The organism is Enterococcus sp. VV15 (assembly GCF_005236045.1).
Classification (GTDB): Bacteria; Bacillota; Bacilli; order Lactobacillales; family Enterococcaceae; genus Enterococcus_B; species Enterococcus_B durans.
The window spans coordinates 53,715-71,149 of record NZ_QPTY01000003.1; the positions used below are offsets into that span (position 1 = coordinate 53,715).

The window sequence follows — 17,435 nt, forward strand, 5'->3', positions numbered from 1 at the left end:
GATTGGCTATCGATTTATTTGAGAAAGAGTTGCTTCTGTCATTTGTTTTTGTTTAGCACGTGAGGTAAAAGCATTCCTTGCTTTTGTCTCGCGTGTTTTCTTTTTTTATCATCTAATGAGACGGTATCTGCGGTACTCCTTATTTTTATTGAATGTATCGGTTCATAATCAAAAGAAATATATCTATTTTATTTTTTTATACTTGCTTTTTTTTTATTGACTAGTGGAAATTTTTTTCTTATGCTGAAAAAAATGAGAAATGGTACGGTAAAAGTAAAAAAAGCCCACTAGCGGATTTCGTATAAATAAATGTGAATGGAGGATCATTATGTCTTTTTGGGGCTTTGAACAAGAATCAGATGAGATCGTATTGTCGTATGTCGACTGTCAGGTTCGTTGTTTAAGAGACGCTGCAAGACGAGAAATGAAGAGAAGGAAGAACTACAAAGCAAAAAAATATCTAAATCATCATAAAAAAGGAGGAGTCCATAATGAAAGAAGTTCAATTAACCAAGAAAAGTGATCTGACAGAAGGTGGCTGTAATGCGTGTGGAATCATTGACTCTACGATTTATCAGCTTGACTTATGTGGGAAAAAAGCAACGATAGCAGAATTGTCCGTAGGATCATTAGTTGATAGCTTGGCCTTGTTAGAGGGATTTGAAGGGGAAGATATTTACGAGATGCTTGGAGAGATACGGCAATTAAGACATGCAGGAAAATGCGTGGAGGTTCGGCAAGAAGATGGGTTGATTCATTTTCAAAAGGATCATGAAGCGTTGACTGTCAAAAATTTGATTGAGACCCCAGAGTTGTATCAACAAGTCAACCAAATCCTAAAACAATTTTTTGACTTAGGAACGTATAAATTCACAGAAAAAAAACAAGAGTCTTGTGTGAATACGGAGTGGCAGAAGATGATTGAAGAACAGACAAACAATACGTATTTATTTCAATAAAATCAATCAAGTAGATCGAAACTCACTAAGAAAAGAAGTAGAACGAATCCAAGGGATAATCTAGGATCGTTCTACTTCTTTTTAGTATTGATTTGAATTCGACTGAAATCAAGCAGTGGCTACATCAGGATCGATTTTAGTCGTGCCATTACCGATATGAGCGACATAAAACTCTGGTGCATAACCAACAACTTTCAAGTAAGCATCGTAGACATTGTTTTCAAATTCTGGAATGTTTTCTTCTTTGACCAATGCGATGGCACATCCGCCGAATCCAGCACCAGTCATTCGAGCACCTAAGACACCTTCTTGTTTTTGGGCGGCATCTACCAAAGTGTCTAATTCAATCCCAGTTACTTCGTAATCATGACGCAATGAATAATGAGAAGCATTCAATAATTTGCCAAACGCAGCTAAGTTTCCTTTTTCTAATTCTGCTTTTGCTTCTAGTGTGCGCTGGTTTTCTGTTACTGCATGGCGTGCTCGGCGAATCAAAGTATCATCGTTGATCAAATCTGTATGAGCTTCAAAGGTTTCGCTGTCTAGGTCACCTAATGCATCGATCGTTAATTGTGTTTGTAGACGTTTAAGCGCCTCTTCACATTCACTTCGACGTTCATTGTATTTAGAATCTGCTAATTCACGACGTTTGTTTGTGTTCATGATAACCACTGCATAGCCATCTAATTTCACTGGAACCATCTCATATTTTAAGGTATTTGTATCGAGTAAAATTGCTTTGTCCACTTCTCCAAATCCGATGGCGAATTGATCCATGATCCCTGAGTTGACACCGATAAATTCATTCTCTACTTTTTTTCCTGTTTGCACTAATGCAAGACGATCTATAGCTAGATCAAACAAATCTTCTAATACGACACCTACTAATAATTCTAAAGAAGCGCTACTTGATAAGCCAGCACCATTAGGGATCGTTCCTTCCACTAATAATTCGAAGCCATGATCGAATGTATACCCTGTTTCTTTTAACTTTAGGATCATTCCTTTGACATAGTTTGCCCAACCAGCTTGTTTATCATAATCTAACTCATTCAATGTAAAGCTGATTACGCCGTCATCTTCAAAATTCGTTGAATACACTAAGACTTTATTGTCTTTTCGAGAAGTTGCGACACCTTGAGTGCCGTAAGTGATCGAAGCTGGGAAGACATGCCCACCATTATAGTCAGTGTGTTCACCGATCAAGTTGATTCTTCCGGGTGAGAAGTATTGAGCTGTCTGTTTAGGCCCGAAGATTTCTGCAAATTTTGTATTTAAGCTACGTTTGATTTCCATTATTAAAAAGCCTTTCTTGTTTCGATTTTAAATTCTGTTGTTGTTTCAAATGGGGTATTTGGTGGAAGTTTGATATCTCCAAAATCCGAGAACTGTTCTGCCCCAGGAGCAATTTGCGTTTCAAATGTGATCCCACCATGATCACTCAGATTTTTTCCCCGCATTTCAGGTGTATTTTCTCCAAAGTTTGCTGTAAATACCACAATACTTGGCGAATCTGTTGCTACACTTACTTTGATTTTTTCATCTGGACTGACAAGAAAAGCTACTACTTTGTCTAATCCTTGTTCCTTTAAGAAAAACGGATGATCGATGCCATCGAAAAGCATTTTTTGATCAAAATCACTTTCAAAAACAGTCGCAAGCTGTTTTGGCTCTTGAAAATCAAATGGCGTATTGGCTACCGAAGATTTTTTTCCTAATGGGATACTATCTGCTCTCAAAGGGGCGTACTCTTCACTGTCCAACCAAAGAACATGCTGATCGATTGGTTGGGTGATATCACCGCTTAAATTGAAGTAGACATGATTTGTCGGGTTGAATAGGGTCGTTTGATCACTTATACCGCGAGTGGTTACCCGCCAGATATCATCTTGAGTCAATGTATAGCGAACTTCTACTCTTAGATTACCTGGAAAACCATGTTCTCCGTCAGGACTTTCGGTAGTGAAAATAACAGAATCTCCTTGTTCATCTTCAATCGTCTGATAAGCCCATTTCTTTGCTTCAAAACCTGGAGAACCTCCGTGTAAGGAGTGACCTGTAGCAGGATCGGTACTTAGCTGATACGTGTGTTCACCAAGCGTGAACTGTCCTTTCTCGATCCTACCAGCTGTTCGACCAATCGATGCCCCGATGTAAGCATCTTTTTCTAGGTATTCCTCTGGTGTGTCGAATCCTAATACCAATTCTCGATCGAAAGCTTTCAAACTGACGATTCGAGCGCCTAAATCTGTAACAGCTAGTTGCAGACCCCGTTTATTGGTTAAAATCAATAAATGATATCCTTTTCCAAAATCTTTGATTGTAATTGACATGATATCTATCCTTTCTTAAGGTTGAGGAACGATAAAATCGTTTTCAACTGTTTCGGCAGATGAAAGCTTTGTTTCTAATTCTTTGACGATTTGTGCATGTTTTTTCTCGGACAAAGTGATTTTCCAAGCAAAAATAAGTGCGGCAAAAATCATTAAAGCTGTAGGAACATAAAAAGCGTAGGCCTTAAAAGTAGCTATTCCATGAGCAGTGATATCATTTGCAGTAGCATCTCCTGTCATACCAGCTGCAATGGCTACGAAACCAACGATCCCATTTGATAAAGCGCCAGCTATCTTGTCTAATAATGGACGGATCGAAAGAGTTACTGCTTCATTACGAATTCCGTTTTTCCATTGACCATATTCGACAGAATCAGTAATCGTCATTAACGCTGACAAGAAAATTAATTGTTGAGGGAAGTAAAACAAGACAAGTCCCACAATGACTACAGGTAGACTATTGTTTGCGATCGAAAAGAAGAAGTAAGAAAGAATCATCATAGTAATTCCGCCAAGGTAAACGTAACGACGAGAAATCAGACGAGTAAGAGCTGGGAATAAAGGTACAGCAACTAATCCTAATAAAGCTGCGACTAAGCCCACGATCCAGAATTGAGTTGGTTGACCCAATACATATTTGAAGTAATAGAATAAAACAGCTGTGGTTGCAACGTTAGCAATTGCATAAGCGATATAAGAAAGAGCAAGCCACATCAATTGATCATTTTGTGCGATAGCTTTGAAGACATCTTTGATGTTTGCTTTTTCATTTTGCTGACGAATCGCTGTGTCTACTTCTTTTGTACCTAAAGCAGTCAAGATGGCAGTTCCGCCAGATATCATAGCGGCAATCAACCCAAACCAAAACCATCCAGAAGCGCCTTCAGTGTGACGCGCAGTAACTAAATAAGTAAAGAAGGTAACGATTGGAACTACCACAAGTGTTGTACCGTTTGCACCTAGTGAAGAACCAAAACGTGCAAAAGTCGCAAATTTTTCTCTTTCTTTTGTTTCAGTACTTAATGCAGGGATCATTGACCAAAAGGCAATATCCTTAAATGAATAGAAACTATCAAGCAAGACGAAAACGATTGTAAATAAGATGATGAAAAGAGTGGTATTATGAGTAGCTAATCCGAAGAAATTAGAAAAAAGAAAAACTAATAGTACGGAACTGACTACTCCACCGATGACCAGCCAAGGTTTGAACTTACCATATTTTGTACGAGTATTGTCAATGATCCCACCAATCAACGGATCAAAGATGATTTCCACTAATCGAATACCAACGACTAAACTTGTGACTGTTGCAATCATCCGAGCAGTGGTGGCTTTATCTGCTCCTGCAAACATTTGACTTGTAACAAAAACCATGAAATAAGTGCTTAATGTAACGTAAAAAGTATCGTGACCGAATGCCCCTAAAGCGTATGAAACACGTTGTACCATTTTGTTATTCATAATTTCTAGTCCTTTCTTAAATAAATATACAACAGATTGTTAACCGGTTACAATCAATAATAAAGATCTCTTATTGATTTCAATATTAATAAGAAAACGCTTCCTTGTTAATGTATTTCTGTGACTACTATTTAACTTTTTGTTGCATATTTAGGAGACTAGAGTAAAGTTGAAGTGTGGAGGTGTATCGATGGAACAGGCTATTTTTCTAAAAAAGGAACAACAACAGATAAAAAAAGAATTGAATTTTGACTTTTGTGGTTTTTCAAAAACGTTGCCATTTCACTCTTTCGGTCCTGCGATCAGACAAGATTTTATTTTGCATGTCATAATGGAGGGGAAAGGAACATACCATGTGCGGGAACAACGATATGAATTGAAAAAAGGAGATCTTTTTTTGATACGTCCAGGCGAGTCCACCTTTTATTTAGCAGATGGAGAAGATCCTTGGGTCTACTGCTGGTTATCATTTGGAGGAGCAGCTGCTGAAGAGATCATTCGGCGCTCACCATTTAAGGATGACCAATATACGATGGTATCAGCAGGTATCTCCGCATATGTCGATCTTATTTTGGAATGTATCCATTACTCGCAAGAAGATGTAGCAGATGAGTTAGAATTGACTGCTTTAACTTATCGGCTTTTGGCAACTCTATTGAAAGATGGGGGGAAAGTGAGATTAGGAGAGCAAAAAGTGTATTCTCCTTTAGTGATCGATGCAGTGAAATACATCGAAGAACATTATGCACAACAACTGACAGTAGAAGAAATTGCTCGCGAATTATCCGTCAATCGTAGCCATTTGTCGCGAGTATTCAAAAATCATTTGGGAACGAGTATCAAAGAGTATTTGATTGGTGTACGTATCAATCGGGCGGCTTTTTTACTTTCATTAACAGAAAGCCCAGTAGAGAATATCGCTTATCAAGTTGGCTTCAATAGTTTAGTCGTTTTTAGTCGAATGTTCAAAAAAACAACTGGCGAAACAGCAACAAGTTATCGGAAACGAATGAAAAATGAGGAATCAAGATACCATTCCTTGGAAGCCTTAAAAAAACAATTAGAAACGCAAGAAATTGTGTCATGGACGACTTAGAGACAAGCGCGATAGAAATGTCCTTTTTTCTTTTTATGCTAAACTATATAGAACACAATGAATGAAGGATAGGAGTTTTTGACATGAAAAGTTTGGTTATCGTGAGCCACCCCGCAATCGATACATCATTGAACCAACAATTTTTTAAAGAAGCAATGAACGGAACGAATGTTACTTGGCATCATCTGGAAGAGATGTATCCTGATGGTCAGATAGACTTAGCTTTAGAATTACAATTACTGAAAGAACATGATCGAATCATTTTTCAATTTCCATTTTACTGGTACAGTGCCCCTGCACATTTAAAATTATGGCAAGATACTGTTTTGGAGCATGCATCGCTAGAACTAAGAGGAAAAGAGCTAGGAATCGTTTTGACGACAGGAGTTGCCGAAAAAGAGTATCAATCCGGAGGAAAAGAAGAATATACGATTTCAGAATTTTTGCGGCCGTATCAACGAATCGCTAATAAACTGATGATGTCTTTTTTACCACCATATGTCATGTCTCAATTCATGTATCAATCAAAGGAAAAAAAATGGGAACGGCTGATTGCGTATCAACAGTATTTAACTTTAAAGGAGAAACCTACTTTGACGAATCGTATTGACTGGTTTATTGCACAAATGAGAGCCAACGATACCTTAAAATCCATTGGGGAACCAATGCAAGAATACGTGATCGACTATTTAGAGAAAGCAAAAGAAGATATTGAAGATCTGACATTTACATTACGCGAATTAAAGGAGTAGATTATGACAGAAGAATGGGTGTTGAGCCAATTGGATGAATTAAGCAGAACGGCTGATTATCCAACAAAAGCATTATTACATGAAACCAAACAATTGGTGATTGAAATAACTGAACGGATGGAACAGTTGCAAGGAGAGATCGATGGGGAATCTTGGAACCATCAAAAATGGTGATTTTTTCATTTAAATAACACAGTTTAAAATGTTCATTACTCGGATAATTTGCTACAATGGACATATGAGAGAATTGATAACGCTATTTTATGACTAATGGGTGGTGGTACAAAATGAACGAAAAAAACGAACAAAGAGAAAATGTCCGTACGGCCCGTCGACAACAAAAAAAAAAAGAATCCCGTATACGTATGCTGAAAGTAGGTTCTGCAGTTGCAGTCGTTCTATTGCTTGTGGGGGCTGTTACTGGGCTTTATCTCCACAATAAGAATGATACTAGTGCCAAAAGTACAACTATAAGTACAAGTAAAACAGCAAAGAAAAAAGAGTCAGCATCAACGGAAACATCGAAAACAAAAGAAACAATGAAGTCGACACAATCATCCGCTGAGGGGACACTTGATGAACAGTTACAAACGATTCTTACAACTTATTCAAAAAAAATCGAAGATCAGACACCTGTTCTGATTGAAGAATATCAGACGGAGATCCAAAAGAATCAGGATGGGCTCACAGGGCTATCCACTGTTGCAAACCAAAAAGCGAGTGAGTTACAAGCAATCTCTGACGAAGGAATCCGCAAACTACGTGAAAAGTATCAAACAGCGCATGAAAAAGATGGTGTGGATCTTGATACGATGATCAATCAACTTTCTGCAACATACACTGCACAAGTTGCTAGAATATCAGATATTTATCTGCGTACGAGTGCTTCTTTGAAGGTTGAATCATCTACAAGTCAGGAAACAAGTGGAACTGAAACCAGTACAACAGCACAAACAACGGAGTCAACAACAGAAAGCCAAATGTCCACTGATCAATATGCACAAGGAACTTCTTCTTCACAAAGTGCAGATCAAAGCGCTTCAGCGGCAACAACAGTTGTTCGAGAAGGCGAAGGACCAAACCAAATTGCGGAACGAACAGGGGTTCCAGTAGAAACGATTTTATCATTGAATGGCATGACAATGGACGATTACTTTTTGAATCCGGGAGAAGTTTTGAAACTGAAGTGATTAAACATACTAAAAATGAAGTCGAAACAAAAGTCGTTTAGGTTTGAGAAATCGAAAAAAATGAACAGTACGTTTTTTGTATTGCTCGTTTTTTTTTTTTTGAAATTTCCGAAAAAACTGACTGTTAAACGCTGCTTATTCGAGAGTTTGCAGCAAAACTGATTTTTAGATTTGTCCCACATTCAGTCAAAAGTGGCAAAGACAATATGGCTTGAATATGAAATGAGAAAGCCAGCGTCTTTAGGCGCTGGCCGGTGTTAAGGGGGAATAGTCCTAGTGCAAACCATCCTTTTGAAGGGGAGGTGATTTATAGAGTATATCGAGGGAATGGAAGCTGTGCTCTAAACGCGTGTAAACACATCTGTTCAGTCCTCTTTCTAAGCTCTATTTGCTAATCTGCGTTCTCGAATAAAATAATGGATCGTCATGTAAACTAAGAAAACCAAGCCAATAAGTAAAGAGATTCTTGTTTCAGGATTGATAAACATAAAGACTAAAACAATGGCGAGAAATAACAAAGAAAGATAGTTCGTGTAAGGAGAAAATGGCATTTTGAACGGATGATCAGCCATTTCTTCAGGATGTGACTTTCTAAATTTGATCTCACTGATCAAAATAACGATCCAAGGAACCATACCTGGAAGGATACTCGAACTATAAACAAAAACAAATAGATTTTCTGAATGATGTACGACCATCGGTAATAAATAATTTAGGATCAATCCAATGAAGATACCGCCAGAGATTGCGACAACTGGATAAAATGGAACACCGTGACTTGTAAGTTTCAAAAATTTCTTTGACATCTTGTTGTTGACAGCCAAAGCATAGATCATTCGGCTTGCACTGAAAATACCTGAATTACATCCAGATAATGCAGCAGTCAAAACAACGAAATTGATCAAACCAGCAGCAAAAGTAATGCCGATTTTAGAAAATGTTTGAACAAATGGTGACCCGATCTCACTTAATTGATTCCATGGATAAATACTTACAATGATAAAAATCGCACCAATGTAAAAGATCAAGATCCGACCAAGTGTTGATTGCACTGCTTCTATGATCGTCTTTTTCGGTTCAGCTGCTTCTCCTGCTGTCATACCGATCAATTCGATTCCTTGATAAGAGGCAACAACGATCGACAAAGCAAAAAAGAATCCTTTTACACCACCAGTAAAGAAGCCACCATTTTTCCACAGATTTGAAACACCTACAGCCACACCATGGTTTCCAAATCCAAATAGAATGACTCCCAGACCTGCGATGATCATCAAGATGATCGTTACTACTTTAATAATTGAAAACCAAAACTCTAATTCACCAAATGCCTTAACAGAGATTAGATTTGCAAGCATCAAAAAAAGGACAACAAGGATTCCTGGAATAACGGTTGGCAAGTTAGGGCACCAATAATTCATATATTCACCTATAGCGATGACTTCACTGATTCCAACTACGACAAACTGAAAAATGTTACTCCAAGCAGTTAGATAACCAGCAACAGGATGGATGTACTCACTAGCGTAATTTGCAAAGGACCCGGTTGAAGGATCGATATAAAGCATCTCGCCAAGCGCACGCATGATCAAATACAAAAAGAATCCTGCAATTGCATAAGCAATCATAACTGAAGGACCAGTCCAGCGAATGGTTGAGGAAGCACCCATAAACAATCCAACGCCAATAGTCCCGCCTAGAGCAATCATCTGTATATGACGTGCACTAAGACTTCGAGTTAATTTTTCTTCTTCCATACTAAAACTCCTTTCGATTTTTGAGTAAAACAAGCAAATACTAATAATTGCAACGCATACTTCAAATGAGAACAAGTATTAAATAAAATAAATTCGCTTATCGACTCTTGATGTGATTTTACAGAAACTTTACGTAAAATGCGAGTGAATTTTAATTTTTTTTTTGGCTGAAAACTTGAAAATGCTTTCGTTTTAAGTTAAACTACATTTAAATTGAAAGTTAGGTTAACCTAAAAAGGAGATTGCGCATGTCTAAATATATGATTGAAATTCAAAATCTATCAGCTGCTTATCAAGGAAAATCAGCGTTAGAAACAATTGATTTAAATATCCAGCCAAAACAGATCACTGGGATCATCGGCCCAAATGGTGCAGGAAAATCAACTTTGATGAAAGCTATCCTTGAATTGATCCCCAAACGATCGGGTGAAATTTTTTTTGGTGGGCAACCCATCCACAAAGTACGTAAACAAATTGCGTATGTCGAACAACGCAATGAGTTGGATCTCTCTTTTCCTATTGATGTATCAGGGGTCGTATTACTAGGAACCTATCCTTCATTAAAGATAGGACAGCGCCCAGGGAAGAAAGAAAAAATGCGAGCAAAACAAGCGTTAGAAAAAGTCGGGATGAGCGATTATGAAAAACGACAGATCAGTGAGCTTTCTGGCGGTCAACTGCAACGTGTTTTTTTAGCACGTGCACTTGCTCAAGGTGCAGAATGGATTTTTTTAGACGAACCTTTTGTCGGGATAGATGCAGTAAGTGAAAAGAAGATTTTTTTTCTTTTAAAAGAGTTGAAAAAAAGTGGGAAAACAATTGTTATTGTTCATCATGATCTACATAAAGTGGAAGAGTATTTTGATGAATTGATCCTACTGAACAAAACCTTGATTGCCAGCGGTCCTGTGGCTGAAACGTTCACATCAGAAAATCTACAAGCGGCCTATGGCGAAGTGATCGGTCAATTAGTGAAGGGAGAAGAAAAGAAATGATTCAATCTTTTTATGAAGGTCTGCTGAATTATCAGTTTTTACAATACGCATTGCTTACGTCCATTTTAGTTGGATTGGCTTCAGGAGTGATTGGCGCATTTATTATATTACGTGGGATGTCATTGATGGGAGATGCCATTTCTCACGCGGTTTTACCAGGGGTTGCTATTTCGTATATGTTTGGGTTCAGTTACATTGTCGGTGCGACTGCTTTTGGAATGTTGACAGCGGGGATTATTGGGTTTGTAACGCAACGTAGTCAGTTAAAAAATGATACGGCGATCGGGATCGTATTCAGCTCTTTCTTTGCACTTGGAATCATTTTGATTTCATTTGCCCAAAGTGCAACCGATCTTTACCATATTTTATTTGGAAATGTGTTAGCGGTTAGAGAAAATGATTTACAGATGACTGCTATCGTGAGTGGGATCGTTCTATTGCTCATTTTTATTTTTTATAAAGAACTGAAGATCACATCATTCGATCCAATGATGGCCAAAGCTTATGGGTTGAATACTACGTTGATCCATTATGTACTGATGTTTTTCTTGACTTTAGTTGCAGTTGTTAGTTTGCAGACAGTAGGAACGATCCTAGTGATCGCTATGCTGATCACTCCGGCTGCGACAGCCTATTTGTTAACGAACAATTTAGCAAAAATGATTATTCTATCGGCAACTATCGGCGTTTTAAGTGCTATTGTCGGTGTCTTTTTCAGTTATAGTTACAACTGGCCTTCTGGTGCTACGATCGTGTTGGCATGTGCGCTGTTCTTTACACTTGCTTTCTTGTTTTCGCCGACAAAAGGAATTTTATTTCGGTCAAAGCAAGCGTAAGTACGATCAAAGAAAATTAAAAAAATAAAGTAAAAGAGGTGGCACAATGAAAAATAAAAAAAAGATTTATTGGTTGTTATTTGTAGGGTTCTTACTTTTAGCAGGTTGTGGGAGTCAAGAAATCGACAAAGAGCAGGAGAATCAATTAACGGTAGTGGCAACAAATTCGATCTTAGCAGATATGGCTAAAGAAGTAGGAAAAGAGCATGTAGTTGTTCATAGTATTGTTCCGGTGGGCACGGATCCCCATGAATACGAGGTGTTGCCGGAAGATATCAAAAAGGCAAGTGATGCAGATGTCATTTTATACAATGGGTTAAATTTAGAAACCGGGAACAGCTGGTTTATGAATTTGATGGAAACAGCGAAAAAAGAGGAAGGAAAAGACTATTTTGCAGTAAGTAAAAAAGTTACGCCACTCTATTTGGCAAAAGGAGCTACTAAAACTCAGGCAGATCCTCACGCATGGTTAGATTTGTCGAATGGGATGAAGTACGTAGAAGAAATAACAAGGATTCTCTCTGAAAAAGATGAAGATAATCAGAAAGAGTATGAAAAGAACAGCAAAGCGTACATCGAACAATTGAAAAAATTAGATCAGCAAGCAAAAGACAATCTTGGTTCGATCGAAGAAGATAAACGATTGCTTATAACTAGTGAAGGAGCATTCAAATATTTTTCAAAAGCATATGATGTGCCGGCTGCCTATATTTGGGAGATCAATACAGAAAGCCAAGGGACACCTGAACAGATGAAAACGATCGTTAACCAAGTGCGGGATTCAAATGTGCCTGTTCTATTTGTCGAAACGAGTGTAGATCCGAGAAGTATGGAACGTGTCGCTAAAGAAACGGGACTAACGATCTATGACGAATTGTACACGGATTCGATTGATAAAAAAGGGGGGAAAGGCGATTCATATTACAAGATGATGCAGTGGAATATCCAGACGATCCATGATGGGTTAAGTCAAGAAAAAATGGAAGAATCACATTAGGTAAGCGATTTGTTCAACAAAGAAATGTGGCGACAAGATGTTCAAAGAGGAGTAAAAGTTTGTATACCTTGTTTTTTGGTGTATAGTGCAAGCCTACATTTGACTTGTTTTAAGAAGCTGAGACATACAAAAAATGTTTCAGCTTCTTTTTCACGAAAAAATGACTAAAAACTCTTTCTTTTTACAGCTTACAGATACCTTTTTTAGCGGATTTCCGTTATAGTTAGAGGTATGAAAGGAAGGTGGAGCTATGAATTTTACGCGTAAAGACAAGCATCAAATCAAAGAAGAAGTGATTAAGCTGATCGAACAGCATGAAAACTCTGAAAAGGATCAAGATCTACAATTTTTAGAATCCGAAATGGCTAAATTATTCATAGCAAATCCAAATGAAGCGGATAATGAAGAGCATTATCCTGCGAAGTGGCTTTTCGATGAATTTCAGTCATTAGATGAAACAACAGGAATCGGCTATTTCGTTTCGATCTCTTCTGGAGGTTTCGTACCAGGTGTCTTAGTCAAACAAAATAATGAAGTGACTATCAAGGCGTGGCCTGCATTGTTTTCAGTGATGGGAACAGAAGGTGTGATTGAGAAAATACAATCGGCTTATTACAAAAGTGCATTTATCGCAAATAGTAAATTGATGAATAGCTATTATAATCGACTAGTCCAAATTGCACGTCCAGGGAAAATCCCCCAAACGTTTACGTATACACAACAAAAATGTCTGTATGAAGAAACACTTTATTCGAGAGATCTATCCACTTTTTCTCAGGAAGAACAAGTTCGCTTCCATGAATTATTGCATACTAAACCTGTTTCTCTCAATTTTTTTCAGGCATTAGATAACCAAAGAAAATGGATTTCTGTCAATTATTGGGAAATATTTGCCACGAGAAAACGCTGGATGGCTGAACGAAAAATTGCAGATCAGCAAATCCAATTTGTCCAACTAAAAAAAGATCGTTTATACTACGGATTATATAGTCGTTGACGGTCATGATAGATAGGTGGGGAAAATGACAAAAACATTAAAAGATGAAATCATAGAAGAGAGCAAGCGTCTAGGGATCGATAAAATCGGATTTACTACAGCTGAACCATTTGACCATCTAAAGGAATCACTAGAGTCACAGAAAGCAGCGGGACATACTTCTGGTTTTGAGCATCCAGTGATTGATGAACGTTTGTATATAGAAAAAACATTTGAATCTCCGCAGTCGATCATTTCGATTGCTTTAGCTTATCCTACAAAAATTCATGAAGAAGTACCCAAAGATGAAAAACGTGGGCAATTTGCACGTGCTTCATGGGGAGTCGATTATCATGATATCTTGCGTGACCGCTTAAATAAACTGATCGATTTCATCAAAACAAGAGCAGTCGTATGGCAACAAGAGGATGCTTGGCGATTTGCACCGCAAGTCGATACAGGAGAATTGATCGATGTAGCGGTGGCGCAACGTGCCGGATTAGGATTTATTGGCAGAAATGGCTTGTTGATCACAGAAGAATACGGCTCATTTGTGTATCTTGGTGAAGTTGTTACAAATATCCAATTTGAACCTGATGAGCCCGGTGTATTTGGCTGTGGTGACTGTACACGTTGTATCACGGCATGTCCTACGAAAGCATTATTAGGTGATGGACGGATGAATGCTCAAAGGTGCTTGTCGTATCAGACACAGACGAAAGGATTAATGCCTGAAGAATATCGTAAGAAAATGCGTAATGTCATTTATGGTTGTGACATTTGCCAACTTGTCTGTCCCTATAATAGAGGAAAAGATTTCCATTTCCATGACGAGATGGAACCAAAAGTTGATGAAGTTTATCCCAAATTGAAACCAATGCTCCAATTATCAAATAAGGAGTTCAACGCACAATTTGGTCATTTAGCCGGTTCGTGGCGTGGAAAAAAACCGCTGCAAAGAAATGCCCTCATTGCTTTAGCTAATTTAGGTGATACTTCTGCTTTACCTGAGATCGAGAAATGCTTAACGGATGTTAGACCTGTGATCCGTGCAACGGCAGCTTGGGCAATTGGTCGCTTAGGGAGAAAAGAACCTAAAAAATGGATAGAAACTTTAGAAGTTGTCGATCAAAAAGAAGATAACGAGGAAGTTTCAATAGAAATAGCACAGGCAATCACAATGTTACAAAAGAAAAACAAAGAAAAACGACCAAATAGTTAAGAGGTTTCTTCCACAAATCATGATTTTTGTCCAGTAATTGTTGTAACAATTGCTGGATTTTTTGCATTTTTAGTAAAATTTTTAAAAAAATGAGAGTTATTTAAAGAAAAATGGAAAAAAATAAGCTTTAAAAATGAGCTTATATTACAAAATATAAGTTTTTCTAAACAAGTTAAGAAATAGTTAAAAAGCGTTTCATTGCTTGATAAATAAGGCTTTTGGGAGAGCTCTGTATTTTTTTCACTTTGAGTTATGTTACAAATATTAAAAAAATGCCGATTTTGTCATTAAATGTCACACTTCTTTTACCTATGAAATATTTTTAGATGATAAAGTTAATGACGTTGATAAATACATGGGAAAAATAAAGGAGATAAATATGAACTCAATTAAAAAGATCGTTTTAGGTACAACTTTTGCTGCTGGTGCAACTGCTATGTTTGTAGGAACAACAAATGCGCATGCCGATGAAATCTATACAATCCAATCTGGTGATTCGCTATCAAAGATTTCACAAAAATTTGCTGGTGACAATTCATTGATCAAAGCAATTGCTGAAAAAAATAATATTGCTGACATTAACCGCATTTACGTTGGTGAAGAATTAACGATCCCAACTTCTAGCGATTCTTCAGCAAAAACTGAAGCAACACCAAAAGTAGAAGCTCCAGCGACAACTGAAACAGCAACGCAAGAATATACATACGTTGCGCCAGTTGAAACAGTTGAAGTAGCACCTGCTGCTCCCGCTGTTGCAACAGCAACAACTCCAAGCAATACAAGTTCTTCAAAAGAATGGATTGCCAATAAAGAATCAGGCGGTTCTTATACAGCAACTAACGGCCGTTATATCGGACGTTACCAATTAGATGCATCATACTTGAATGGTGACTACTCTGCTGAAAACCAAGAACGTGTAGCTGACCAATACGTTACTTCACGTTATGGTTCATGGGATGCTGCAAAAGCATTCTGGTTAGCTAACGGTTGGTACTAAGTCGAGTCTAGCAAATAATAATAATCAGATGAACCAAGAAATCGTTACAGCGATTTCTTGTTTTTTTTGTAATAGAACACTGTTAGAACAACTAAAACAGGAAATGATTGGTAAGAAAGAAAGAAGTTAAGTTATAATTAAGAAAACGCTTTAATCTAAAAAACATAAATGAGGTGATAGAATGAGTACAAAATCATTTTTAAAGGCAAAAGATATAGAGCCTGAGAATCCACTGCTATCAGGTATTCGCACCATAATCGAGACGGCGTTTTATGGAAACAATGTCGAGCAGATCCCCAACTTGCAGATCGCTTATCAGTTAGCAAAAGAAAGCCCAGGAACGATTGTCACAGATTTACCAATCATGCATACTGAAGAATTTAAGTTACCACAAGATGCAAAAATACTGGTGTTCAATGATGGTAAGGTCGTAGGGCGAACAGCATCAGCAAGACGGGTTATCGGAGAACCGACAATTGATCAAAAGAAATATGAAGGTATTTTACGTGAAGCTGTTTATCAAAGTAGAAATAGAGTATTTTATCATGGTGAAGTAATCGTTGGGTTGGACAATGAGTTTTCAGTCAAGTCACATTTGCTGATTCCTGAAGGGTTCGAGAACAATCTCTATTCTTATCTGTTGAATTTTCAATTTGCTACGGATGAGATTGAAAAAATCTATCAAAACTCCACTGTTTATGATGAAGGGGACCTTTATATTTTTTGTGATCCCTATTGGACAGACAGCGAGTATCCTGATGGCTTAGTATTGTTTGATCCTCATCATAACGTGGCAGCTGTCTTAGGGTTGCGCTATTTTGGGGAACTGAAGAAAGCTACCTTGACGCTAGCGTGGGCGATGGCAAACAGAAATGGATTTGTTGCTTGCCATGGAGGGATGAAGCAATATGTTTTAGATGATAGAACTTATACGATGGCTGTTTTTGGCTTATCTGGCTCTGGAAAATCCACGATTACATTGGCGAAACATGCAGAAGATCTACCCGTAACGATCCTTCATGATGATGCGTTTATTATTTCTCGCGAAAAAGGTTCGACAACTGCGTTGGAACCCTCCTATTTTGATAAAACACAAGATTATTCTTCCGATGATCCTACCATCGCCTATTTTCTTACTTGTCAAAATGTTGGAGTGACAACGAATGAAATGCAAGAAAAAATAATCATCACACAAGATATTCGTAATGGAAATGGTCGGACAGTGAAATCTCGTTTTGTCACTCCTAATCGCGTAGACCATTTGGATGAACCGATAGACGCTGTTTTTTGGATCATGAAAGATGACTCTTTACCACCCGTTTTAAGAATCGATGATCCCACATTAGCTACCGCCTTTGGAGCGACATTAGCTACGAAACGTTCGAGTGCAGAAAATGTGACAAACGGTGACGCTAACCAACTGATTATAGAACCTTTTGCCAATCCCTTCCGTGCCTATCCTTTAGGCGAAGACTATCAGGCATTTCGAACGCTTTTTGAATCAGGGCGTACCAAATGCTATGTATTGAATACAGGAAATTATAATGGAAAAAAAGTAACACCAGCAATCACCTTAGGGAGTATCGAGAAAATTGTTCGCGAAACTGGAAAGTTTATTCCATTTGGCATGCTACCTAGAATTTCTTACTTGCCGATTGAAGGAATGGAAGTGCCTTTTGATGATAGAGCATATAGACAACTATTGCAGGAACGTTTACGGATACGTACACAATATATTCGCTCATTAAATGCCTATCATTCGTTGCCAAAAGAAGCAGCAGAAAGTATTGAAAATTTGATTGGCCAATTAGCAAAATAGCACTTGGATTTGATTTATTCAGTAGGATAGATAAGCTATAATAAAAAA

Annotated in this window: 17 protein-coding genes; 13 read left to right on the plus strand and 4 right to left on the minus strand. The window is 37.8% G+C overall.

Translation table 11 applies throughout. The features are described 5' to 3' along the window. The first annotated feature begins 328 nt into the window (after positions 1 to 328). Both DVW83_RS02080 and DVW83_RS02085 read left to right on the plus strand, forming a co-directional pair. Positions 329 to 523: a hypothetical protein gene (locus DVW83_RS02080; protein ID WP_081134918.1), complete on the plus strand. Its 195-nt coding sequence runs from the start codon at positions 329 to 331 to the stop codon at positions 521 to 523. Continuing rightward, positions 492 to 959 carry a DUF4809 family protein gene (locus DVW83_RS02085; protein ID WP_104660685.1) on the plus strand — a complete coding sequence of 156 codons (468 nt, stop codon included), beginning with the start codon at positions 492 to 494 and terminating at the stop codon, positions 957 to 959. Before DVW83_RS02080 ends, DVW83_RS02085 begins: the two co-directional genes overlap by 32 nt. A 108-nt stretch (positions 960 to 1,067) precedes the next feature. Here DVW83_RS02085 and DVW83_RS02090 read toward each other — a convergent pair whose 3' ends face one another. From DVW83_RS02090 to DVW83_RS02100, 3 genes are read right to left on the minus strand one after another with little or no spacing between them, the layout of a single operon-like run. Then, positions 1,068 to 2,255: a galactokinase gene (locus DVW83_RS02090; protein WP_104660684.1), complete on the minus strand. Its 1,188-nt coding sequence runs from the start codon at positions 2,253 to 2,255 to the stop codon at positions 1,068 to 1,070. A gap of 2 nt (positions 2,256 to 2,257) precedes the next feature. Then, positions 2,258 to 3,292: an aldose epimerase family protein gene (locus DVW83_RS02095; protein WP_104660683.1), complete on the minus strand. Its 1,035-nt coding sequence runs from the start codon at positions 3,290 to 3,292 to the stop codon at positions 2,258 to 2,260. Between the two features lie 15 nt (positions 3,293 to 3,307). Next, complete coding sequence (locus DVW83_RS02100; protein ID WP_104660682.1) at positions 3,308 to 4,753, minus strand: glycoside-pentoside-hexuronide (GPH):cation symporter; 1,446 nt, start codon at positions 4,751 to 4,753, stop codon at positions 3,308 to 3,310. 190 nt (positions 4,754 to 4,943) lie between these two features. Here DVW83_RS02100 and DVW83_RS02105 point away from each other — a divergent pair, with 190 nt between their 5' ends. The 4 genes from DVW83_RS02105 to DVW83_RS02115 all read left to right on the plus strand — a co-directional run bounded on the left by DVW83_RS02105 (position 4,944) and on the right by DVW83_RS02115 (position 7,791). After that, positions 4,944 to 5,849: an AraC family transcriptional regulator gene (locus DVW83_RS02105; protein WP_104660681.1), complete on the plus strand. Its 906-nt coding sequence runs from the start codon at positions 4,944 to 4,946 to the stop codon at positions 5,847 to 5,849. Between the two features lie 83 nt (positions 5,850 to 5,932). After that, positions 5,933 to 6,601 carry an NAD(P)H-dependent oxidoreductase gene (locus DVW83_RS02110; RefSeq protein WP_104660680.1) on the plus strand — a complete coding sequence of 223 codons (669 nt, stop codon included), beginning with the start codon at positions 5,933 to 5,935 and terminating at the stop codon, positions 6,599 to 6,601. 3 nt (positions 6,602 to 6,604) lie between these two features. Further along, entirely contained in the window at positions 6,605 to 6,775 is a 171-nt protein-coding gene (locus DVW83_RS15165) for a hypothetical protein (RefSeq protein WP_174784244.1), read from the plus strand. Positions 6,776 to 6,888: 113 nt separating this feature from the next. Next, on the plus strand, positions 6,889 to 7,791 hold the full coding sequence (locus DVW83_RS02115) for a LysM peptidoglycan-binding domain-containing protein (RefSeq protein WP_104660679.1): 903 nt from the start codon (positions 6,889 to 6,891) through the stop codon (positions 7,789 to 7,791). A 377-nt stretch (positions 7,792 to 8,168) separates the two neighbouring features. On the opposite strand, the gene DVW83_RS02120 is transcribed toward DVW83_RS02115, so the two are convergent. Continuing rightward, complete coding sequence (locus DVW83_RS02120; RefSeq protein WP_104661728.1) at positions 8,169 to 9,545, minus strand: amino acid permease; 1,377 nt, start codon at positions 9,543 to 9,545, stop codon at positions 8,169 to 8,171. Between the two features lie 248 nt (positions 9,546 to 9,793). Here DVW83_RS02120 and DVW83_RS02125 point away from each other — a divergent pair, with 248 nt between their 5' ends. The 7 genes from DVW83_RS02125 (at position 9,794) to DVW83_RS02155 (ending at position 17,387) form a co-directional block, all read left to right on the plus strand. Next, complete coding sequence (locus DVW83_RS02125) at positions 9,794 to 10,540, plus strand: metal ABC transporter ATP-binding protein (protein ID WP_104661727.1); 747 nt, start codon at positions 9,794 to 9,796, stop codon at positions 10,538 to 10,540. Further along, entirely contained in the window at positions 10,537 to 11,376 is an 840-nt protein-coding gene (locus DVW83_RS02130) for a metal ABC transporter permease (RefSeq protein ID WP_104661726.1), read from the plus strand. The genes DVW83_RS02125 and DVW83_RS02130 overlap by 4 nt, the downstream gene beginning before the upstream one ends. Before the next feature lie 46 nt (positions 11,377 to 11,422). After that, positions 11,423 to 12,373, plus strand: coding sequence for a metal ABC transporter substrate-binding protein (locus DVW83_RS02135; protein ID WP_104661725.1), 951 nt, complete (start codon positions 11,423 to 11,425; stop codon positions 12,371 to 12,373). A gap of 250 nt (positions 12,374 to 12,623) precedes the next feature. Then, positions 12,624 to 13,370, plus strand: coding sequence for a hypothetical protein (locus tag DVW83_RS02140; RefSeq protein ID WP_005879387.1), 747 nt, complete (start codon positions 12,624 to 12,626; stop codon positions 13,368 to 13,370). A 25-nt stretch (positions 13,371 to 13,395) separates the two neighbouring features. Beyond that, entirely contained in the window at positions 13,396 to 14,571 is a 1,176-nt protein-coding gene (gene queG, locus DVW83_RS02145; RefSeq protein ID WP_104661724.1) for a tRNA epoxyqueuosine(34) reductase QueG, read from the plus strand. A gap of 379 nt (positions 14,572 to 14,950) precedes the next feature. After that, the gene (gene apf, locus DVW83_RS02150) at positions 14,951 to 15,568 is read left to right on the plus strand and encodes an aggregation-promoting factor (RefSeq protein WP_104661723.1); all 618 of its coding nucleotides are present in this window, start codon (positions 14,951 to 14,953) and stop codon (positions 15,566 to 15,568) included. A 181-nt stretch (positions 15,569 to 15,749) separates the two neighbouring features. Continuing rightward, complete coding sequence (locus tag DVW83_RS02155) at positions 15,750 to 17,387, plus strand: phosphoenolpyruvate carboxykinase (ATP) (RefSeq protein ID WP_104661722.1); 1,638 nt, start codon at positions 15,750 to 15,752, stop codon at positions 17,385 to 17,387. The last annotated feature ends 48 nt before the right edge of the window (positions 17,388 to 17,435 follow it).